This is a genomic window from Neorhizobium galegae (assembly GCF_021391675.1).
Classification (GTDB): Bacteria; Pseudomonadota; Alphaproteobacteria; order Rhizobiales; family Rhizobiaceae; genus Neorhizobium; species Neorhizobium galegae_B.
This window is the reverse complement of sequence record NZ_CP090095.1, coordinates 1,990,757-2,011,300: the sequence shown is the minus strand read 5'-3', so window position 1 is coordinate 2,011,300 and position 20,544 is coordinate 1,990,757. Positions and strand designations below refer to the sequence as shown.

Below are 20,544 nucleotides of genomic sequence, written 5' to 3'. Positions count from 1 at the left end.
CCTGCCCTCGAATCCGTTATCGGCTGCGGTCAGTTGCGCAGCCGGTAACCCGTCTTGAAGATCCAGCCGAGGATCGACAGGCAGATCACCAGGAATAGGGCGATCATGCCGAGACTGACCATCGGGTTGACGTCGGCAATCTCGTAGAAGCTCCAGCGGAAGCCGGAGACGAGATAGAGGACAGGGTTGAAATGGCTGACCGTCTGCCAGAAGGGCGGCAGCATGTTGATCGAATAGAAGCTGCCGCCGAGGAAGGTCAAAGGCGGCACAACCAGCATCGGGATGATGTTGAGCTGCTCGAAATTTTTCGCCCAGATACCGATGATGAACCCGAACATGCTGAAAGTGACCGCCGTCAGCACCAGGAAGAGCACCATCATGAACGGATGGGCGATGCGGATCTCGACGAAGAAGGAGGCAGTGGCGAGGATGATCACCCCGATGATCAGCCCCTTGGTCGCCGCCGCACCGACATAACCGATGATGATCTCCGTCATCGCGACCGGCGCCGAGAGAATCTCGTAGATCGTGCCGGTGAATTTCGGGAAATAGATGCCGATCGAGCCGTTGCTGATGCACTGGGTGAGCAGCGTCAGCATGATCAGGCCGGGGGTGATGAAAGACCCGTAGGAAACGCCTTCGACCGTCTGGATGCGCGAGCCGATCGCGGTGCCGAAGACGATGAAATAGAGCGAGGTGGTGATGACCGGCGAGATGACGCTCTGCAAGAGCGTGCGGCGCAACCGGGCCATCTCGAAGAAATAGATCGACTTGATCGCTTCGAAATTCATGCGTCTTCTCCCGCTTTTTCCGCAACGAGCGCCACGAAAATATCCTCGAGCGAGCTCTGTCGCGTGGAAAGATCGCGGAAATGAATGTTTTCTGCGGCAAGCGTCGACAGCAGCGATGCGATCGTGCCCTGCCCTTCCTCGCCCTGGTATTCGTGGACCAGCGCCGCCCCGTCGTCGGAAAGCGTCAGGTTGTAGATCTTGAGGCTTTCAGGCAGCGCCTTCAGCGGCTCGGACAATTCGAGCCTCAGCTGCTTGCGGCCGAGCTTCTTCATCAGCGCCGCCTTTTCCTCGATCAGCAGCAGTTTGCCGCCGTTGATGACCCCCACCCGGTCGGCGATTTCCTCCGCCTCCTCGATATAGTGGGTGGTGAGGATGATGGTGACGCCGGTCTCGCGCAGCTTCTCGACGACCTGCCACATCTCGCGGCGCAGATTGACGTCGACGCCGGCGGTCGGCTCGTCGAGGAACAGGATCTTCGGCTCGTGGGCGAGCGCCTTGGCGATCATCACCCGCCGCTTCATGCCGCCCGAAAGCTCGCGCAGCATGTTATCCTTCTTGCTCCACAGCGACAGTTCCTTGAGTATGCTCTCGACCAGCGCCGGATTCGGCTTCTTGCCATAAACGCCGCGGGAAAAGTTCACCGTGCTCCAGACCGTCTCGAACATGTCGGTCGTCAGTTCCTGCGGCACCAGCCCGATCTGCGAACGCGTCTGGCGGAAGTCCCTGACGACGTCGTGGCCGCCGACCAGCACCTTGCCAGTCGAAGGATTGACGAGACCGCAGATGATCGAGATCAGCGTCGTCTTACCGGCCCCGTTCGGGCCGAGCAGCGCGAGGATCTCGCCTTCCTCGATCTCCAAATCGACGCCTTTCAGCGCCTGGAACCCGTTCTCGTAGGTCTTGGTAAGTTTATCTATGGAAACGACTGACGCCATGCGGAAAGGATCTTTCCAAGGAATTGATTTTCGGGATGCGCCGCGAATATAGGCACGCAAACCTTCAAAACCATCCCTTGTGGAAGAATATTGCTGACGGTTTCAGAGGATAATCGACAGGAAGAACTGTGCCGAGATGACGATCAGGAAGATGCCGAAGCCGATTTCGAGCTGCCGCTTCGACATCACATGCGCAAGCCGCGCACCGATCGGCGCCATGTAGAGCGTGACCGGAATCAGCAGCGCCACAGCCAGCCAGTTGATATAACCGGTCGAGAACGGCGGCAGGCCGGGCTTCCCCCAGCCGCCCCAGACATAACCGGCGAGCCCCGGCAGCGAAATCAGCACGCCGACACCCGAGGAGGTCGCCACTCCCTGGTGGATCGAACGGCCGTAGAGGGTCATGAAAGTGTTGTTGAGGATGCCGCCGCCGATGCCCATCAGGCCGGACAGGATGCCGATGCCGGTACCGACCAGGAATTTTATGGGATTGCCGGGCAGGTCGTCGCCAAGCTTCCAGCTCGCACGATTGAAGATCATCCGGAAGGCGAGCACCAGCGCGATGACCGCGAAGATCAGCTGCAGTTCGACGCTGGTCGCCTTGGCGGCGATCAGGGTGGCGATCAGCGTGCCGAGCGGCACCGCGACGACCCAGCCCTTGAGCAATGCGGTATCGACCGCGCCACGCTGCCGGTGCGCCATGAAGGAGCGGATCGAGGTGGGCACGATGATCGCAAGCGAGGTGCCGAGCGCCAACTGCATGCGTACGTCCTCGGGGACGCCGAGCAGCCCGAAGACATGAAAAAAGATCGGCACCAGGATCGCACCGCCGCCGATTCCGAACATGCCGGCGAGAATTCCAGCGACCGCGCCGCCGGCCAGAAGCGCCAGGATGAAGGGCAAAAGCGCTGCGATCGACAAATTCCGGTCTCCAGTCCGACATCGGGTCGGAGGAAGGAGATACATCCACTGCCGCTGTCATTTTCCCGTGACGTTCTTACAGCATTGTCCCCACCAGGCAAGCAACGGTCCCGCCCTTTACGCCGCACGTGACCCCTCGCGCGACCGTCATAACCATAGTCTTTTAGCGCTTTTTATTTCCGCTTGCCGCATGCGTCATGTTTTCAAGTATGAGTTCTTGAGTAACCGGAAGCACGGCTCATCCCCGCGAGCCCCACCTCCGCCCTCGCCGGCTCCCTGAGCCGGCGTTCTTTTTTGTAGAGCTTCAAGCCATCCGATCAGCCGCGAAGGGCTTTAGTCGAGGATGCGACTATCTTTCATCCAGCATTTTCCGGATCGTTGCGACCGGAAGGAACATCCGCATTTCGTTGGATGGCAAGGGTTGGAACCCATAGTCCCTGTAGAGCTTCGTTCGGCGTGCAGTGCGCTCCTGGTCGCCACAGTCGAGGACGTCCAGCATGACGATAGCGACGCCGATACTGTCGGCAACGCGGGCAATTCGCGTCAGGCAATCCACAAGCAGGTCGCCTCCGTAACTACTTCCCTTGAATCTCAGATCGCGGCCGATCATGGAAATATAAACTGCCGGGATATGGCCATGTGCCGGCCGAGTACGGGCGAATTTGGCGGGGAGATCACGATAATCGACAGAATGGCTGTTGATGGCATAGAACCCGATGATAGTGCCGTCGCCCTGCGTCATGACATAGACACGCAGATTGTCCGCCTGAGATAGCTTGTTGGCTGTCTTCTGGATGAAGTTGTCCACCTGCGGTACCCCGCAGGAAAAAGCCGCCCGATCGTGCCTGGACGGATCGAGCGGCTCTATTGTCGGTTTCAAAACCATATCGCCGGGCATTATTTGGAAACGACCGTCTCACGGTGGCGCTTGAATGCGTCCTGCAGTTTCTGTGTCGGAGCCGGCGGATTGTCGAGAGCGTCAAAAAACGCCTTATGGTCGGCCGGCTGCACAAGCGTGACTTCGTGCGCCGTGATCGTCGCCATGGCGGACTGATAGGCCGCATTGATTACGAAGGCGGAATCATCGACCCCAGCCAGAACAGCGGCGCGATGAATTGCCTTCTTTATGCGCTCCTTGGTACGGAAATTCATTCGCGCATCGTTTGGCTCGTCGATTTCGGTCGTGACATCCTCGAAAACAAACACCGTTGCCTCCTGTTCGTGTCGCATATTCCTTATCTCTGTACGTCAAACAGACGTACAGATCAAGAGAAAGCCGGTGCGACACACCAGCTTTCAATTCAGGACTTGCGTCTCTGGCCCAATCTCCGCTCTCGCCGGCTTATTGGGGCGGCGCTCATTTACGGCGAGGTGCTTGAGTGAGACCCGGCGTCCGCCATGGGCTTGGTGCGCACGCCGGGTCTCGTACCGCAGTAGGGGTAGGTCGGGGGGCGGACTGCGGCGTCGCCACTCTTGCTTCGCCGCCGCTTATGGTTCCAGTTTGGTTGCCGGATATGGTTTATGGACGATTAATGTCCACAGGTTAACGGCTACCCCGTGTCTCGGGCGTTTCGGGCCTGGGCAGTTCAGGCTGGGCGTTTGCCGGGAAGCGCATGCCGCCATGCCGTTTCCAGCGCGTCGCGCAGATCCGCCTCTTCGAATTCCGAAAGAACAGCCGTCGTCCATCCCTGACTGCCCCAGGCGTTCCGGACCGGCGAAAAGGCGTTCGGCAGAATCTCGCATTTGATCTGCTGCTCGTCCGGCGTGAACTTGAAATTCGCGGTCAGGCCGTCGGCCGCCAGCGTCACGTAGATGCGCCTGACCTTGAACGCCGCCCTGTCGAAATGCGGTGCTTCCGACGTTCCTTCCAGGGAGAGGGCCAGATTGCGGAGCATGTCGGCATCGGCCATCGTCGGAACTCAGTTGCAGTAGCGCTTGCCGCTCCTGCGGGAGCGCAGGTCGAAGTGAAAATGGTTCCAGTGTTCCGCATTGCTGCCGGGACCCAGCACGGTGTTGAAATATTTGCAGCTGTCGTTGCGCACCGCCTTCAGGAGACCGCCTTCGCGCATCGAGAACAGGCCCTTCTTGCGCACGTCGATCTCGTGGCCGTCCTTCAGGACGATCTGGCCGATATCGATGGCGTTGCCCTTGGCATGCTCCGACATCGGGTTGTTGCGCTGATTGCTGTTGTTCATCCGGCGGCAGGAATAGCCGCCCATCGGCACGATCTTCTGGATGCCTGTGAGATAGCGGTAGCGGGCGGAAGGGGCGAGCTCGTTCCGGACCCATTTGGCAAAGGCGAGCGTCGTCTGGCAGTTCAGCGTGACGGCCGGCTTGACGTCGATATTGCCGGACAGGCCGGAGAGTTTCACCGGATAAGGCACCCTGCAGCTCGGGCCTGCATCGATGGGCGGCCGGTCGTCGAATTCGACGCCGAGGCGCCTCAGTTCCGCGCGGCAGCTCACTTCCGACCGCGGCATCACATCGCGCTGCCAGGGCATGTCGCGCTGGCTCATCGGGCCGCTGTCGCTCATCGGATTGTTGGGCCGCAGCATTGCCACCTGCTGGGTGCCGGCAGGCGCCCGGCTTGGCGGGATGACGCGCGACCCGTCGCTCCACGTCATATCGTTGTTCGAAAGATCGCCCTGCAGGCCGGCGCCCTGGCGTTTCGGCGGCACCAGCACCCGGTCGTCGTTCATGGACTGGGGCATCTGCTGCGAGATCGGCTGGCGGCGTGGCTGCAGCGCGCGCGGGTTGTCGGTGCCGATGCCGTCGACGACGGGCTGGTCGCCGACACCTTCGGCGATATCGGAATCCTGCTCCTCGGCAAGTCCCGTCACGTCGCTCTCGTCGGGGCCGAAACCGAGCTCGGCGTCGATGTTGACGCCCTCTTCCGGAATGGTCATCGGTCCGGCATTGCGGGCCGTGTTGCGTCCACCGACGGACGCCTGCTGCTGCATCGCCTCATCGCTGTCGATCATCGGCAGGCGGCCCTGGCGGGCGCCGGATGGCTGCTGCGACATGGGTGCGTTCAAGGGGGCATTCTGGGGCGCGGACTGCACCTGGGCCGGCGCCCGCAGGTAATGGTTGCCGTCACTGGCGCCGGAACCCGGATAGGCCGAATTGGGGTAACCGGTGCCGGCAAGGTTCGGCGTATTCGCGTAATCGACGCCGCTTGCCTGCGAAACCGGCGCGGGGTTCATCGGATAGGCCTGCTGGGAAACCCGCTCGCCCGGGATGTCGCGCATTGGCTGGATCGCCCCGACCCGGCCATTGTCGATCGGCGCGGGCGGAACGAGATCCCCGGCGGAACAGGCAGCCAGCATTGTCGGGATTATCAGCGAGCCGATCACCCGCCGAGAAAGGGGAGCATACGCCATACCAGTTGCCACTCTTCCGGTGCCGAAATGGCACACACAGGGAGTTTAGGCAAAGTCGGTAAATGAACCTTTGAGAAATCAAGGCCCTTTCGTGACCTTTCGATGCAATTTGCGATCGTTTCAGGACGCTCGCCTTCCCGTGGCCGTCATTCTGGCGATCCATTTCGCGCCATCGAAATTCCCGGCATTGACCGTGCCCACCAAAGTCGCCCGTACCGGCCGGATGCCGGCGAAATGCAGGATGCCTACTTTCAACGCCTTCAGGCTATGGCAGCCGTAGACGACCCTGTAGTACCAGGCGGGCATGCCCATGGTGATCACCACCCGCGCCGACTTGCCGCTCAGAAGGCCGCTGTCGAAAGGTCCCCGCGACGTATCGTAGGCAAAGCCCGGCCGCGCCACCTGTTCCAGGAACGCCTTGACCAGCGCCGGCATCGAGCCGAGCCAGAGCGGATAGACGAAGACCAGGTGATCCGCCCGTCTTATCTTCACCTGCGCGTCGAGGATCGGCGGGCTGAGCATTCCGTGTTGCTGCTCCTTCTGCGAGGTCAGGAACGGCACGCCGATGCGGGCAAGTTCGATGCGTTCGACCGAATGCCCGCCGGCCTCGGCTCCCCTGGCATAGGCGTCGGCCAGCGCATGACAGAGATGCGGCTCCGAGGCGTCCGGGTGTCCCTGGATGATCACAATCCTCGTCATCATATTCTCCGTTGAAGGTGCCACAGCGTTTAGGGGCAACGGAGGTCCGCGTATTTGACCCTCGTCAATGCGGCCGGCATCAAAAGGCCGCCGGGCTTGTCGCGCCGGCGGCCTTTGTTTCTTGGCAGTGATCAGTGCGGATCAGGCGGCGCGGGCGCGCGAGACATGACCGGAGGTCGCCCCACGGCCGCCGTCAGCGAGCCTGAAGGCCGAAAGAAGGCCCTGCAGGTGCAGGCTCTGTTCAGCCAGCGTCTGGCTCGCCGCGGTGGTTTCCTCGACCATCGCCGCGTTCTGCTGGGTCATCTGGTCCATATGATTGACGGAGGAATTGATCTCCTGGAGGCCGGTGGCCTGTTCGCGGGCGGCCGTCGCGATCGTGTCCACATGGGCGTTGACCCGGTCGACCAGCGTGGCGATCTCGACCAGCGCATCGCCGGTGGAACGCACCAGCGCCACGCCGCCTTCCACCTCGCGGGCGGAATTGCTGATCAGCGTCTTGATCTCCTTGGCCGCATTGGCGGAACGCTGTGCGAGTTCGCGCACTTCCTGCGCCACGACCGCAAAACCCCGTCCCGCCTCGCCGGCGCGGGCCGCCTCGACGCCGGCATTCAGCGCCAGCAGGTTGGTCTGGAAGGCGATCTCGTCGATCACCGAGATGATCTGGTTGATGCGGTTGGAACTCTCCTCGATCCGGCCCATGGCGTCGATCGCATTGCGGACGATCTCGCCCGAACGGCCGGCGCTGTCCTTGGTCTCGCTGACCATGGTGCGGGCCTCGACCGCCCGTTCCGACGCGGTGCGGACGGTTGCGGTGATCTCGTCGAGCGCTGCTGCGGTCTCTTCGAGAGCCGCCGCCTGCTGTTCGGTACGCTTGGACAGATGGCCCGTCGCGCCGGAAATGTCCGAGGCGCTGTCGCGCACCACAAGGCTCGTCTCAGAAATCGCCGCGATCGCCTGGTGCAGCGAACTGACCGCCGCATTGAAGTCGTGGCGGAGCTTCGCATAGTCCTCGCCGATATCGGCGAGCGCCACGGAAAGATCGCCACCGGCCAGCGCCTCGAGCGCGCGGCCGAGCTCGCTGATCGCGCGCCCCTGGCGGTCGGCGGCGGCCGTCATCGTGCGCTCGTTGTCGGAGCGCTCGCTGGCGATCATGCGGGCCTGTTCGGCCTCGCGCGCCTGCAACTGGGCGCGTTCGTCGACCGAATCGCGCAGCACGGAGAGCGCCCGGGCCATTTCGCCGATCTCGTTGTTCTGTTCGGTGCAAGGCACGGTGACACGCGCCTCGCCCGATGCGATCGACTGCAGAGCCTGCTTGATCTTGCCGATCGGGCCGGTAACCGTCTTGACCACGAAGGTGGCGCCGGCGATCAGCACCAGCGCGCCGATGCCGAACATCGAGGCGAAGTTGATCGCGTCGCGCCGGAACATGGCGTGCAGGTCGTCCACATAGACGCCCGTGCCGACGATCCAGCCCCAGGGAGCGAAACCGGCGACATGCGAATATTTCTCGACCGGCTGCTCGGCGCCGGGCTTCGGCCAGTAGTAATCGACGAAGCCCTTGCCGGTCGGGCCTGCCTTGACGGCGTTGACGAACTCGACGAACAGGAACTTGCCGTTCGGGTCCTTGTCGTTCGACAGGTCCTTGCCGTTCAGCTCCGCCTTGATCGGATGCATGATCATCCGCGGCAGCATGTCGTTGATCCAGAAGTAGCCGCTGCCTTCGCCGTAACGCATCACCGAGATGACGGCCTTGGCCTCGCTCTGGGCCTGCTCGCGGGTCATGGCACCGGAAGCCTCCAGAGCCTGGTATTTCTTGAGCACGGTCAGCGCCACATCGTTCATCTGGGCAAGGCCCGCCTTCCGTTCCCGTTCCGACGAGGCGTAGCTCTGGAACAGGCTGAAGGTCATGGCGCCGCCAAGAATGACGAGCGACAGGAGCACAAGACTATAAAGGCGCCAGGAAATGGCGAGACGTTGCATGGGACCCCCCTTATGTGCAATTCGCCTTAAATTCTAATGATCGTTGGTTACCAGGTGGTGAAGCCCTCACAAATCGCGGCGAACGCGCATTAGTTCAACCTAAATTATTGATGTTGAACCGCTTTTTCTTGGAGTTTCCTTCCTCCTCGCGTCCGGTTAGTCTCGCGGCCGGAGGAGTCGCCCTGGAAACCGCTTCGAAAGAGAGATGACGATGACCGAAAATGCCAAACCGACCGGTGAACTGACGCTCCGCACCCTGGCAATGCCGGCGGATGCCAACGCGGCCGGCGATATTTTCGGCGGCTGGGTGATGGCGCAGATGGACCTTGCGAGCGGCATCCGCGCCGCCGAGCGCGCCCGCGGCCGCGTGGTCACCGCAGCGGTCAAGGAAATGGCGTTCGAACTGCCGGTCAAGATCGGCGATACGCTCAATATCTACACGGAGATCACCCGCGTCGGGCGCTCGTCGATCACGCTCATGGTGGAAGCCTGGGCGCAGCGGGCGCGTCACCGGATGATCGAGAAAGTCACGGCCGGAACCTTCATCATGGTCGCCCTCGACGAGGACGGCCGCCCGGTGCCGGTGCCGGCCGAGGAATAGAGCGAGGAACAGCGATGGACGCCGCGACCGCCGCCGAAACCTTCACGCATATCCGCGTGGTCATGGGCATGGTGGTGAGCCTCAGCCTGGCGCGGCTGCTGAACGGCCTCGCCGGCATCGTCCAGCATCCGCGCGCCGCCCGCATCTACCCCGTCCATCTCGGCTGGGTGGCGTTCCTGTTCCTGTTCCTGGCGCATTTCTGGTGGTGGGAATACCGGCTGCATGCCTTGCCGGTGATCGGTTTTGCGGCCTATCTCTTCCTGATCGCCTTCTGCGCGCTGTTCTTCTTCCTCTGCGCCCTGCTCTTCCCGACCTCGATGCAGGATTACGACAGCTACGAAGACTATTTCCTGTCGCGCCGAAAATGGTTCTTCTGTTTCCTCGCCGGCCTGCTCGTCACCGACATCGTCGATACGATCCTCAAGGGCTGGGAATATTTCACCTCGCTCGGCTGGGAATATCCGGTGCGCACCGCGATCTATGTCGTCCTGAGCCTGATCGCCGCGACGACCGCCAACCGGCGCTATCACGCCGGTTTTGTCATCTTCGGGCTGGCCTATCAGCTCTATTGGATTTTTCGCGTCTACGACATCCTGACATAGGCATGCGGACGGGAACGAGGAGCAGATGACGGCGATACCCACACTTGAGACAAAGCGGCTTTCTTTGCGTCCCCAGAGGATGGAAGACTGGCCCGACTATAGCGAGCTGATGTTTTCCCCGCGCTCGGCTTTCATGGGAGGCCCGTTTTCGGTGGATGCTGCCTGGGGCCTGTTCAGCGGCGACATCGGCCAGTGGGCACTGATGGGGCATGGGGCCTTAATGATCGAAGACCGTGTGACCGGCCTCTGCCTCGGGCAGGTCGGCATCAATCACGGTCCATTGTTTCCCGAGCACGAACTCGGCTGGTTCGTTTATCCGAGCGCCGAAGGCAAAGGTTATGCCCGCGAAGCCGCCACCGCCCTACGGGACTGGGCCTTCTCGACACGTCGCCTCGAAACCCTGGTCAGCTACGTCCACCCGGACAATATCCGCTCGTGCAGGCTCGCCGAAAGACTGGGCTGCACTCTGGACGCCACGGCGCCGCGCCGAGATCCGGTCGACCTGATCTTTCGCCACCCTCGCCCATGAACCTGTCACGAAGTCGGCTACCCCCTCAGATAGGCCGAGGACGTATCGAAACTCAGGCCGGGAAAGACCTTGGCGGTAAGAGTGTCAGGCTCGATGCCGAACTGCCTGTAGAGCATGGCAGCGGCGACCTCGCGCACGTCGCCGGTCGGCATCAGGTCGCGGCGGTCGAGCAGCTTGTCTTCGGAAAGGCCCGGCCATTTGCCCAGGACCTTGCCGCCGGGGATCGCTCCGCCGGCGAGCACCGCAAGTCCGCCAGTTCCGTGGTCGGTACCGTTGGTGCCGTTCTCGCGGGCCGTGCGGCCGAATTCGGTCATTGCCAGCACTGCGGTCTTTTTCCAGGCGTCTTCGCCAAGCGCCGCCTTCAGCGTGAGGATCGCGGTCGAAAGATCGCCGACGGCTTTCCTGAACTGCCCCTGCTGGCCCACATGGGTGTCCCAACCGTTGATCGAGAAGCTGGCGATCCGGTAGTCCTCACGCAGCATGCCGCCGGCCAGCCGCGCCATGTCGGCAATGCCCGCGCCACGCTTGCCGTCGGCGTAAAGGGAGTCTGCCGATATATCGGTCTTCTTCGCCTCCTCCATGGCTTTCGCGAAAGCCGGATCGCCGGCATAGAGGCGGTCGAGAAAGGCGATCTCGTCTTCGGCCAGCGCGAAATTGCTCTGGGACGACCAGGAATCCGCCTCGTTCGGACCACTGAGGATCAGTTCCATCGAGGTGTTGATGTCGATCGCCTTGCGGGCGTTCGAGCGTGGGATGACCGCGAGTGTGCGGTTGAGCCAGCCGGTGCGCTCGCCCTTGCCGTTGCCGCCGGTCTCCAGCATGTCCTGGCCATCGAAATGGCTGCGCTGGTCCCGATAGGGCGTCGAGACCGCGTGCACGAAGGAGAGCTCGCCCGCCTGCCACAACGGCATCAGCGCGGAGGCCGCCGGATTGAGCCCGAAGAAACCGTCGAGATCGATGAGGCCGGTATCGGGCCTCAAGCCCAGTTTCGGCCTCAGCGCCGCATAGGCCGGATCGCCGTAGGGCTGGACGAAATCGAGCCCGTCCATGGCGCCGCGCAGGATGATCGTCACGAACCGGTTGTCGCCAGGCATCGCGGCAAAACTGACCGGCGTCAGGATGGAGGCCCCCGCCGCGCAGCAGGCGCCGGCCAGAAACCCGCGGCGAGACAAAGGAAAGCCGTGTTGAAAGCTCATTTCCTATCTCCTGTTGAATTCAGGGGACGCCAGCACCATCGTGATGCCGTGAACCTTGTTGGGCGCCTGGGCGATAATCCTGCTGGTCTCCGGATGGGCAGCATCGGCAAGTGCTGCCTGAAGGAAGACGGAAGGCTCCATCTTCTGCCCGAAGATACGCGCGACCATTCGCGACCACGAAATCCGCTCGCTCAGCTGGCTCGGGGTCAGCCATACGCTCGTTTCGTCCGCGAAACCCGCGGGGCTCGGCGGCTGCCAGATCGGCTGGCCCATGCGCTGCAGGGCGCCGAGCGTCAGAGCATTGGCCCGCCCCGCCTTCTTCTTGGTGTCTTCCCTCGCCGCCATGCCGGTCAGGTCCATGGCCTTCTGGACCGGGCTCTCGTCTTCGTCGCCGTCGTCCATGTCGCGTAGCAGATTGCCGAAATTCCTCTCCGGCAGATCGAGCGCGCGGAAACCGGAGACCACGAATTCGAACGGCTGCTTGATCTTCCGGCCGGGATCCGACCAGGCACGCGGATGTGCGAGCATGGCACGATAAACCTCGGTAAGATCGCCGCGGCTCTTCGTCCAGGCGGCGACCATCGCCGCGACCATCTCCTCGGGCGCGTCGTCGGCGATGAAATGGCGGACGAGCTTGCCGCAGATATGCTGCGCGGTCTTCGGGTTGGCGGCGAGGTCTTCGAGCATCAGCACGTGGTCCTGGCCGTCGCCCTCGTCGTCCCGATAGATCCGGCCGAGCAGATTGACAGGTCCCGCCTCGGCGAACCGCGGCTGATAGACGACCTGCATGGCGCGATTGTCGACGGAAAGTCCCGTCAGGATCAGCGCTGAGGCACGCACGTCTTCCTGGGTATAGCCGCTGCCGGCGCCCAGGGTGTGGAGTTCGAGCAGCTCGCGGCCGAGGTTTTCATTGAGCCCGCGGCCGTTCTTGCGGGCGGCAACGGAGTCAGGCCCGACGCTCTGGTCCTGGTCGAGATAGATCAGCATGGCGGGATGCAGGATCGCGGTGGACAACAGCTTGGTGAAGGAACCACCGAGATTGGGGCGGATCGCCTGCGCTTCGTAGAGCGGCACGATCATCCGCATCGGCAGCGACTTCATCACGCTGGTCGAGAAATGGTCGACCCAGAAACTCGCAAGGCGCTCATAGAAGCCGAGCGGCGAATGGATCGCCTGGGCAAGCCGCGCCATCGCATCCTGCCGGTAGATGCGCCGCGCCTCGCTCTGGGTCGCCTTGCGGACGTCTTCGTTCGGATTGCCGGCCCTGCGGGCTTTCGCCTCGGCGGCGAGGAGCGAAACGACACGGGTTGCCGTGTCTAGCCGGCCAGCTATACCCTCGCGCGGAAAACGGGGCTTTCCGGAAGCCCCTTCCTCGATCTGTCCCAGCAGCGCCTCGACATCACGGGGCGGCTCTTCGCCGGGACGAAGACCATAACCGTACCGGATGGCGGCCAGGGTCGGGGTGGGAAGAGCCATTGAATCACTCCTCGTTGGACCCCCTCAGAGTCCCGAAAAAATGTGGTGGAAACCAACAGGAATTGCGGCCATTTCGTGACATGGACAATTTGTAATTCATGACGGCCCGGGAAGTTCCAGCGACGCGCGAAAAATCGGATTTATTGCAGGATCCGACCCGGCCTCAGAACAACTCGCAGGCATTCGCTCAATATTGAGGCGCAGACGGCCGACGATTACCTATTCATTTAGGATAAATCGGTCGGCTTCAGGAAGATCTCCCGAAAGCAAGACTTTCTTATCGCCGCCGTTCGATAGTGTCGGCGTTGATCAGGAACTCCAGCCCGAGCAGATCGATGGAAGCCGAACTCAGAACAGGTCAAATCGACCCGGCCCTCGCACTGGACGTGAAGCGAGCACAGGCTTCGACCATGCTCGAACGCCTGACCTCGACGCTCGCCACCAATGCCGCGATATCCGCTTCGGCGCTTTTCGTCACCACCATCGACCGTGGCCTGACCTTTTCGGCCGGCCTCTGGTTCACGGCGGTGATCGCAAGCCTGGCCCTGCGCGTCGTCCTGGCCTCGATCCTGACGCGTTGGGAAACCGTAGACCATGCTCCGCAACAGGCACTGGATGTGCTGACCTTCGGAGCGCTCGTCAGCGGCCTCGCCTGGGCGGCTCTTCCGCTGACCGTGCCCGATTTCAATGCGCTCGGCGGAGATAGCGGCCTCTATCTGATCATGTGCGGCATGGCGACCGGCGCAGTCCTCATGGGCGTCGGACACAACCCGGTTTCCCTCGCCTTCGCGATACCGCCCAACATCTCGGTGATGGTGTCGCTTGCCGTCAGCGGCGGCGCCGGCGGCTGGCTCCTCACCATCGACGTCGTGGCGCTGACGATGGTACTGATCCGCAGCAGCCGCACCAGCGAGGCGACCTTCGTCGGCAACGTGCTCGGCAAACTGAAGGCGACGGCGCTTGCCGATTCCCTCTCCAGTGCCAATTCGAACATCCTGCGCGCCAACTACCGGCTGGAAGTACTGGCCAATTGCGATCCGCTGACCGGGCTTGCAAACCGTGCCGCCTTCAATACCGCCCTCGATACGGGGATTTCCGCCGCCCGCACCGCGGAGGAGCAACTCGCCCTGCTCATCCTCGACCTCGACCGTTTCAAGACGGTCAACGATACGCTCGGTCACAGCGCCGGCGACGCACTCCTCGTCGAGGTCAGCGACCGGTTGCGCTCGGCGGTCGACGGCAGGGGCACCATCGCCCGGCTCGGCGGCGACGAGTTCGCGATCATTGTCGGCGGTTCCGATGCGGGGAATCTCGCTCGCGACCTGGCGGCACGCATCCTCGATCGCAGCCGGCAGTCGGTCATGCTCGAGGGCCAGCCGACCGTGGTCGGCACCTCGATCGGACTTGCGTTTTTTCCGCTGCATGCGGATACCGCCGAAGACCTGTTCATCAGCGCCGACATGGCGCTCTACCGGGCCAAGGACGGCGGCCGGCGCCAGTGGCGCGAATTCGAGCCCGCCTTCCGCTCCCAGGCCGACCGCCAGAACCAGATCGAACACGAACTCGCCGACGCGCTGGATGCCGGCGACGTCGAAGCCTGGTTCCAGCCGCAGGTCGACCTCGCCTCCCAGGAGATCACCGGCTTCGAGGCGCTGGTGCGCTGGCACCATCCCTATCTCGGGCCGATCGCGCCGCCGGAAATCGTCGCCGCTGCGCAGGCGGCCAACCTTGCCGACCGGCTGACCGCGACCATCGCCGAAGCCGCCTGCGGCCTGCTGACCCGCCTGCCCTCGCTCGGCCTGCCGCGCGCGACCGTCGCCATCAACGTCTCGCCGCGCGAGTTCGACCTCTATTCGGTCACCGACGTGCTCGACCGCATCACCGCCGCGCACCGCATCGATCCGGCGCTGTTCGAGATCGAGATCACCGAAGAGGCGATCCTCGACACGCTGGTTGCCGGCGAGCAGCTGAAGCGCATCGAGCGGTCCGGCTACAAGCTCGCCGTCGACGATTTTGGCGCCGGCCATTCCTCGCTCGCCTATCTCGTGGCGCTCAAGGTCGACCGGCTGAAGCTCGACCGGCGCTTCATCACCGGCGTGCATCTCAGCCGCCAGAACCAGGAGATCGTCGGCGCCATCGTCGGCCTCGGCCGGGCATTATCGATGGAAGTGGTGGTCGAAGGCGTCGAGAGCGAGGAAGAGGCCAGTGCCCTCAAAGCGCTCGGCTGCCAGTTCGCCCAGGGCTATTTCTTCGGCCGCCCGATGCCGGCCGAACGCATCCCCGGCTGGATCGAATGCCGCCGCGCCGCCACCCAGCGCCAGGTGGCGTAACCCGCCCGCATCTCCCGGCGCGCGCCCCAAAATCCGTTTCCCTTTTGTACTCGTTTTGTGACCTGCCCCTCTTCACTTTCGCGACGAGTCTCTCCATATTCGCGGCATGGCCAGATCACCGAAAAAATCGCCCGCCTCGAACCCGGACAATCACGAGGGTTTCGAGGAAGCCCCCCAATCGTCGTTCGAGGGCGCGCCCCTGCAAGGCAGCGTCTCCGACTGGGTGAAGCAGCTCGAGGCGGAGGCGGAAGCCTCCGGCGTCGAGACGCAGCGCGAGATCGCCTCCAAGGCCGGCAAGCACCGCAAGAGAATAGAGATCGCGGCGCGTGAGGAGGCCATCAAGGCCGCCGCCAAGTCTGCGCCGACCACGGCCAAGAACACCACCGCCTCGAAGACCGCCCGCGGCGTGTCGATCGGCGCCTCCTCGGATCCGAAGACCCGCGCCCGCGCCGGCCTCAACCCGGTCGCCGGCATGGATACGTCGCTGGAGGACGCCGAGAACCTCGCCGCCGGCGCGGTCACCGCCACCGTGGAAGCCTTGTCGGCGCTGATCGAGAGCGGCAACCCGCTGTTCAAGGACGGCAAGCTGTGGACGCCGCACCGCCCCGCCCGGCCGGAAAAGTCCGAGGGCGGCGTCACCATCCGCATGTCGTCCGATTACGAGCCCGCCGGCGACCAGCCGACCGCCATCCGCGACCTGGTGGCGGGCATCAACGACAACGAACGCTCCCAGGTCCTGCTCGGCGTCACCGGCTCGGGCAAAACCTTCACCATGGCCAAGGTGATCGAGGCGACCCAGCGCCCGGCCGTCATCCTCGCCCCCAACAAGACGCTGGCGGCGCAGCTCTATTCCGAGTTCAAGAACTTCTTCCCGGACAACGCGGTCGAATATTTCGTCTCCTATTACGACTATTACCAGCCGGAAGCCTATGTGCCGCGCTCCGACACCTTCATCGAGAAGGAATCGTCGATCAACGAACAGATCGACCGGATGCGCCACTCCGCCACCCGCTCGCTGCTGGAACGCGACGACTGCATCATCGTCGCCTCGGTCTCCTGCATCTACGGTATCGGCTCGGTCGAGACCTATACGGCGATGACCTTCCAGATGTCGGTCGGCGACCGGCTGGATCAACGCCAGTTATTGGCCGACCTCGTCGCCCAGCAGTACAAGCGCCAGGACCTCAATTTCGTGCGCGGCTCGTTTCGCGTGCGCGGCGACACGATCGAGATCTTCCCGGCCCACTTGGAAGATGCCGCCTGGCGGATCAGCATGTTCGGCGACGAGATCGATGCGATCACCGAGTTCGATCCGCTCACCGGCCACAAGGTCGGCGACCTGAAATCGGTAAAAATCTACGCCAACTCGCACTACGTCACCCCGCGCCCGACGCTGAACGGCGCCATCAAGTCGATCAAGGAAGAGCTGAAGCTGCGCCTCGCCGAGCTCGAAAAGGGCGGCCGCCTGCTCGAAGCCCAGCGGCTGGAGCAGCGCACCCGCTACGATATCGAGATGCTGGAGGCGACCGGCTCCTGCGCCGGCATCGAGAACTATTCGCGTTATCTCACCGGCCGCAATCCCGGCGAGCCGCCGCCGACCCTGTTCGAATACATCCCCGACAACGCCCTGCTGTTCATCGACGAAAGCCATGTCTCGGTCAGCCAGATCGGCGGCATGTACCGGGGCGACTTCCGCCGAAAAGCGACGCTCGCCGAATACGGTTTCCGCCTGCCGTCCTGCATGGACAACCGGCCGCTGCGCTTCGAGGAATGGGATGCGATGCGCCCGCTCACCGTGGCCGTCTCGGCTACGCCCGGCAACTGGGAAATGGAACAGTCCGGCGGCGTGTTCGCCGAACAGGTGATCCGCCCGACCGGCCTGATCGACCCGCCGGTGGAAGTCCGTTCCGCCCGTTCCCAGGTCGACGACGTGCTCGGCGAAATCCGCGAGACCGCCGCCAAGGGCTATCGCACGCTGTGTACGGTGCTCACCAAGCGCATGGCCGAAGATTTGACCGAATACCTGCACGAACAGGGCGTGCGCGTCCGCTACATGCACTCGGACATCGACACGCTGGAGCGCATCGAGATCATCCGCGATCTTCGCTTGGGTGCTTTCGACGTGCTGGTCGGCATCAACCTGCTGCGCGAGGGCCTCGACATTCCCGAATGCGCCTTCGTCGCCATCCTCGATGCCGACAAGGAAGGCTTTTTGCGCTCGGAAACGTCCCTTATTCAGACCATTGGACGTGCCGCGAGAAACGTCGACGGCAAGGTCATCCTCTATGCCGACAAGATCACCGGCTCGATGCAGCGCGCCATGGACGAAACCGCCCGCCGCCGCGAAAAGCAGATGGAATACAACACCGCCAACGGCATCACGCCGGAATCGGTGAAGGCCAGGATTTCCGACATCCTCGACTCGGTCTACGAGCGCGACCACGTCCGCGCCGACATTTCCGGCGTCTCCGGCAAGGGTTTTGCGGATGGCGGCCACCTGGTCGGCAACAACCTGCAGGCCCATCTCAACGCGCTCGAAAAATCGATGCGCGACGCTGCCGCCGATCTCGACTTCGAAAAGGCCGCCCGCCTGCGCGACGAGATCAAACGCCTCAAGGCCGCCGAACTCGCCGTCATGGACGACCCGATCGCCAGAGACGAAGCCCGCGCCGTCGAAGGCAGCGGTGGCAAGGCCGGAAACGGCAAGAGTGGCAACGGCAAAGGCGGAGCAAAACCCCGCCGCGAGTCGATCTCCCCACCCGTGGGGGAGATGGCCGGCAGGCCAGAGGGGGGCGATCTTGCTCCCAACGCCAAATCCCTCTTCGCCAAGCCCAACCTCGACGACATGGGCCGCGACATCGCCGACCCCGCCAAGCCATCGCTGTTCCGCAAGAACGACCTCGACGAAATGACCGTCGGCCGTACCGAAAAACCGGTCATGGGCAAGTTGCCGCCGAAGCCTGCAACCTCAACCTCTCCTCCGTCATCCTCGGGCCCGACCCGAGGATCCACCGACGACCCCCGCCCCCTCGTGCGCGGCAAGGTCGGCGCGGGGAGTTATGAGGACGCTGGGGAGCAGAAGCGGAAGAGCCGGACGAAGGGGAAAACCGGGCGGCCGGGGCGGTAGATGCGTGACCGTCTCAGCCGACCGTTTGTCGATATACTGCGCCTGCTTGGAAATGATGACGGGCGATCAACACATACGACGGCAGCACCGGCCTCACCGCCGCATATGGTCGGTATGCCCGTGGCGTCAATGTGCATTTCGCAGGTAAAGGCCCCGGCTAGTAAGGTCCTGTCTGGATGTTCTGGCGTCGGAGATTCATCGCTTGAGCAGGCAGATGCAATTTTTTGTTGAAAAAAGCGGGCCGTGCAATTTTTCTCTTTATTAATGACTAAGTAGATGCTTCCCTTCGTTCATTGGGGGAAGCATGTCTAAATTAAGCCGCAAGAATTCTAACCCACTGATTCTTCGTCCAGATGCCAATATTGGCAACTCGTCAGCGGAAGCAGACGATGAATTCTTGTTTGATTGCTTTTTTGATCATCCCTCCCTGTCGGTACTAAATGACGTATCAAGCGCAAAGTTGTTTGCGTCCGGCAGAACAGGAATCGGAAAGACAGCGCTGCTGAGAATGATAGATCGCAGCAACGAAAACGTTTCCAGCATAGACCTTACAGATCTGGCGCTAAACTATGTAGCAAATTCCGATATAATACAATTCTTAAATGCGTTAGATATTGATTTAGACATATTTTACCAAACACTTTGGAAACATGTACTTTGTCTTGAGTTCATTAGGTTGCGATTCAATGTGGAAAATATAAATACTTCGAATTTTGCCTTTTCGAAAATATTTGAGTTTTTCTCCGGAGACGCGAGAAAGAAAGCAGCTCTCGAATATCTCAGGCAGTGGGAAAGCCGCTTCTGGATCACCATGGATGAGAATATCAAAGAAATTACTCAGAAAATAGAAAACACTGTTGATGCAGAGCTGTCTGCGGAAATTGAGAAATTTAAGGGCCGCGCGGGTTATGCGCGTACCCTTAGCTCGGAAAAAAAGTCGGCACTGGTTCAGCGTGCAAAGAAGATCGTCAATTCCGACATGCTGACAGACCTTGCGAAAGTACTTGACCTTCTTTCCGAGTATGAAGGGAAAGAAAAATACTCTCAAACTTATTATATTCTTATCGATAAACTTGATGAAAAATGGGTCGACGATCGGATAAGATATCAATTAATCCGGGCATTGATTGAATGTTTGCGATCATTTCGCAAGCTTAGACGTCTCAAAGTGGTCGTTGCACTTCGCTCTGATGTACTTGAGCGTGTTATTCAGGAAAGCTCCTATGTTGGCTTCCAGCGGGAGAAATACGATGACTATTTCCTTAGAATCCGCTGGACGAAGGAACAGCTTTGGCAACTCGTTGAAAAACGAATCAATTTCTTATTCAGAAGAAAATACTCATCGGAGAATGTTTTTTTCTACGACATCTTCGAAAAGAAAGTTGGGGCAAAAGATACTTTTGATTACATGATCGAGAGGACATTGCTGCGACCGCGTGACATTATTTCTTTTATAAATATTTGCTTATCCCTTTCCCAAGGGCAGAATAAAGTTTCCCAAAAGACTGTTCGGCAGGCGGAGTCTGAATATTCACGAATCAGAATGCAGGCACTGATGGATGAATGGGAAAGCTCGTACCCCACCATCCGTGTCGCCTTTACCTTAATTTCCGGGCGTGGCGGTAGATTTAAACCCGGGGATATATCCGGCCGCGAGTTCATCGAGGAGTTTGTGCTTGAGATCGACGATAAAATACAATCGGAAACCGATCCAATTGCTAAGCAAGCGAGAGAATATCTCAAAAATGAAAGTCCCGATAAACTCTTAAATACCGCGCGGCTGTTGTTCAGCACTCTATATCGAATAGGGGCGGGCGGACTTAAATTGGCGCCAAATGAGCCCTATATTTATGCTTATAAAGACGTTTCGGTTATTGTGCCTGAGGCGATTACCAACGACACAAAATTCTTAGTACATCCAATGCTTCACCGCGCGTTAAATATCTCGGAGTTCTCGTAAATTCATTACGCTACCTC

Annotated in this window: 17 protein-coding genes; 6 read left to right on the top strand and 11 right to left on the bottom strand. The window is 61.3% G+C overall.

Going from position 1 to position 20,544, the window contains the following annotated elements; all coding sequences use genetic code 11:
* Positions 1–29 precede the first annotated feature (29 nt).
* The 9 genes from LZK81_RS10075 to LZK81_RS10035 all read right to left on the bottom strand — a co-directional run bounded on the left by LZK81_RS10075 (position 30) and on the right by LZK81_RS10035 (position 8,706).
* A complete protein-coding gene (locus LZK81_RS10075) occupies positions 30–791 on the bottom strand; it encodes an ABC transporter permease (RefSeq protein WP_046623992.1) in 762 nt (253 codons plus the stop codon).
* A complete protein-coding gene (locus LZK81_RS10070) occupies positions 788–1,726 on the bottom strand; it encodes an ABC transporter ATP-binding protein (protein ID WP_233956110.1) in 939 nt (312 codons plus the stop codon). The genes LZK81_RS10075 and LZK81_RS10070 overlap by 4 nt, the downstream gene beginning before the upstream one ends.
* A 102-nt stretch (positions 1,727–1,828) precedes the next feature.
* The gene (locus LZK81_RS10065; protein WP_418936501.1) at positions 1,829–2,572 is read right to left on the bottom strand and encodes a sulfite exporter TauE/SafE family protein; all 744 of its coding nucleotides are present in this window, start codon (positions 2,570–2,572) and stop codon (positions 1,829–1,831) included.
* A gap of 424 nt (positions 2,573–2,996) precedes the next feature.
* The gene (locus tag LZK81_RS10060) at positions 2,997–3,545 is read right to left on the bottom strand and encodes a hypothetical protein (RefSeq protein WP_046608871.1); all 549 of its coding nucleotides are present in this window, start codon (positions 3,543–3,545) and stop codon (positions 2,997–2,999) included.
* Positions 3,545–3,877: a DUF1778 domain-containing protein gene (locus LZK81_RS10055; protein ID WP_046608872.1), complete on the bottom strand. Its 333-nt coding sequence runs from the start codon at positions 3,875–3,877 to the stop codon at positions 3,545–3,547. The genes LZK81_RS10060 and LZK81_RS10055 overlap by 1 nt, the downstream gene beginning before the upstream one ends.
* A 356-nt stretch (positions 3,878–4,233) precedes the next feature.
* Positions 4,234–4,557, bottom strand: a complete 324-nt coding sequence (locus LZK81_RS10050) for an MmcQ/YjbR family DNA-binding protein (RefSeq protein WP_046609100.1) — start codon at positions 4,555–4,557, stop codon at positions 4,234–4,236.
* Between the two features lie 9 nt (positions 4,558–4,566).
* Positions 4,567–6,027: an extensin family protein gene (locus LZK81_RS10045; protein WP_233956105.1), complete on the bottom strand. Its 1,461-nt coding sequence runs from the start codon at positions 6,025–6,027 to the stop codon at positions 4,567–4,569.
* A gap of 120 nt (positions 6,028–6,147) precedes the next feature.
* Positions 6,148–6,726 carry an NAD(P)H-dependent oxidoreductase gene (locus tag LZK81_RS10040; protein WP_233956103.1) on the bottom strand — a complete coding sequence of 193 codons (579 nt, stop codon included), beginning with the start codon at positions 6,724–6,726 and terminating at the stop codon, positions 6,148–6,150.
* A gap of 141 nt (positions 6,727–6,867) precedes the next feature.
* Entirely contained in the window at positions 6,868–8,706 is a 1,839-nt protein-coding gene (locus tag LZK81_RS10035) for a methyl-accepting chemotaxis protein (protein ID WP_046606328.1), read from the bottom strand.
* 211 nt (positions 8,707–8,917) lie between these two features.
* On the opposite strand from LZK81_RS10035, the gene LZK81_RS10030 reads away from it, so the two are divergent.
* From LZK81_RS10030 to LZK81_RS10020, 3 genes are read left to right on the top strand one after another with little or no spacing between them, the layout of a single operon-like run.
* Positions 8,918–9,307, top strand: a complete 390-nt coding sequence (locus LZK81_RS10030) for an acyl-CoA thioesterase (protein ID WP_046606422.1) — start codon at positions 8,918–8,920, stop codon at positions 9,305–9,307.
* A 14-nt stretch (positions 9,308–9,321) separates the two neighbouring features.
* Complete coding sequence (locus LZK81_RS10025) at positions 9,322–9,909, top strand: hypothetical protein (protein ID WP_233956101.1); 588 nt, start codon at positions 9,322–9,324, stop codon at positions 9,907–9,909.
* A gap of 25 nt (positions 9,910–9,934) precedes the next feature.
* Positions 9,935–10,438, top strand: a complete 504-nt coding sequence (locus LZK81_RS10020) for a GNAT family N-acetyltransferase (protein WP_233956099.1) — start codon at positions 9,935–9,937, stop codon at positions 10,436–10,438.
* A 17-nt stretch (positions 10,439–10,455) separates the two neighbouring features.
* On the opposite strand, the gene LZK81_RS10015 is transcribed toward LZK81_RS10020, so the two are convergent.
* Together LZK81_RS10015 and LZK81_RS10010 are read right to left on the bottom strand one after the other, a co-directional pair.
* A complete protein-coding gene (locus LZK81_RS10015) occupies positions 10,456–11,634 on the bottom strand; it encodes a DUF1501 domain-containing protein (RefSeq protein WP_037081871.1) in 1,179 nt (392 codons plus the stop codon).
* Positions 11,635–11,637: 3 nt separating this feature from the next.
* Complete coding sequence (locus tag LZK81_RS10010) at positions 11,638–13,110, bottom strand: DUF1800 domain-containing protein (RefSeq protein WP_233956098.1); 1,473 nt, start codon at positions 13,108–13,110, stop codon at positions 11,638–11,640.
* Between the two features lie 335 nt (positions 13,111–13,445).
* Here LZK81_RS10010 and LZK81_RS10005 point away from each other — a divergent pair, with 335 nt between their 5' ends.
* From LZK81_RS10005 to LZK81_RS09995, 3 genes are all read left to right on the top strand, one after another.
* Positions 13,446–15,440, top strand: a complete 1,995-nt coding sequence (locus LZK81_RS10005; protein ID WP_233956096.1) for a putative bifunctional diguanylate cyclase/phosphodiesterase — start codon at positions 13,446–13,448, stop codon at positions 15,438–15,440.
* A gap of 106 nt (positions 15,441–15,546) precedes the next feature.
* Entirely contained in the window at positions 15,547–18,567 is a 3,021-nt protein-coding gene (gene uvrB / locus LZK81_RS10000; RefSeq protein ID WP_233956095.1) for an excinuclease ABC subunit UvrB, read from the top strand.
* Between the two features lie 304 nt (positions 18,568–18,871).
* Complete coding sequence (locus LZK81_RS09995) at positions 18,872–20,527, top strand: P-loop ATPase, Sll1717 family (protein WP_233956094.1); 1,656 nt, start codon at positions 18,872–18,874, stop codon at positions 20,525–20,527.
* Positions 20,528–20,544: the final 17 nt, after the last annotated feature.

Bases quoted from the DNA above. Each gene is read 5' to 3' on its own strand.
- LZK81_RS10040 (WP_233956103.1), bottom strand. From the start codon at position 6,726: ATGACGAGGATTGTGATCATCCAGGGACACCCGGACGCCTCGGAGCCG.
- LZK81_RS10025 (WP_233956101.1), top strand. From the start codon at position 9,322: ATGGACGCCGCGACCGCCGCCGAAACCTTCACGCATATCCGCGTGGTC.
- LZK81_RS10030 (WP_046606422.1), top strand. From the start codon at position 8,918: ATGACCGAAAATGCCAAACCGACCGGTGAACTGACGCTCCGCACCCTG.
- LZK81_RS09995 (WP_233956094.1), top strand. From the start codon at position 18,872: ATGTCTAAATTAAGCCGCAAGAATTCTAACCCACTGATTCTTCGTCCA.
- LZK81_RS10055 (WP_046608872.1), bottom strand. From the start codon at position 3,877: ATGCGACACGAACAGGAGGCAACGGTGTTTGTTTTCGAGGATGTCACG.
- LZK81_RS10075 (WP_046623992.1), bottom strand. From the start codon at position 791: ATGAATTTCGAAGCGATCAAGTCGATCTATTTCTTCGAGATGGCCCGG.
- LZK81_RS10050 (WP_046609100.1), bottom strand. From the start codon at position 4,557: ATGGCCGATGCCGACATGCTCCGCAATCTGGCCCTCTCCCTGGAAGGA.
- LZK81_RS10020 (WP_233956099.1), top strand. From the start codon at position 9,935: ATGACGGCGATACCCACACTTGAGACAAAGCGGCTTTCTTTGCGTCCC.
- LZK81_RS10010 (WP_233956098.1), bottom strand. From the start codon at position 13,110: ATGGCTCTTCCCACCCCGACCCTGGCCGCCATCCGGTACGGTTATGGT.
- LZK81_RS10060 (WP_046608871.1), bottom strand. From the start codon at position 3,545: ATGCCCGGCGATATGGTTTTGAAACCGACAATAGAGCCGCTCGATCCG.
- LZK81_RS10070 (WP_233956110.1), bottom strand. From the start codon at position 1,726: ATGGCGTCAGTCGTTTCCATAGATAAACTTACCAAGACCTACGAGAAC.
- uvrB (WP_233956095.1), top strand. From the start codon at position 15,547: ATGGCCAGATCACCGAAAAAATCGCCCGCCTCGAACCCGGACAATCAC.
- LZK81_RS10045 (WP_233956105.1), bottom strand. From the start codon at position 6,027: ATGGCGTATGCTCCCCTTTCTCGGCGGGTGATCGGCTCGCTGATAATC.
- LZK81_RS10065 (WP_418936501.1), bottom strand. From the start codon at position 2,572: ATGTTCGGAATCGGCGGCGGTGCGATCCTGGTGCCGATCTTTTTTCAT.
- LZK81_RS10035 (WP_046606328.1), bottom strand. From the start codon at position 8,706: ATGCAACGTCTCGCCATTTCCTGGCGCCTTTATAGTCTTGTGCTCCTG.
- LZK81_RS10015 (WP_037081871.1), bottom strand. From the start codon at position 11,634: ATGAGCTTTCAACACGGCTTTCCTTTGTCTCGCCGCGGGTTTCTGGCC.
- LZK81_RS10005 (WP_233956096.1), top strand. From the start codon at position 13,446: ATGGAAGCCGAACTCAGAACAGGTCAAATCGACCCGGCCCTCGCACTG.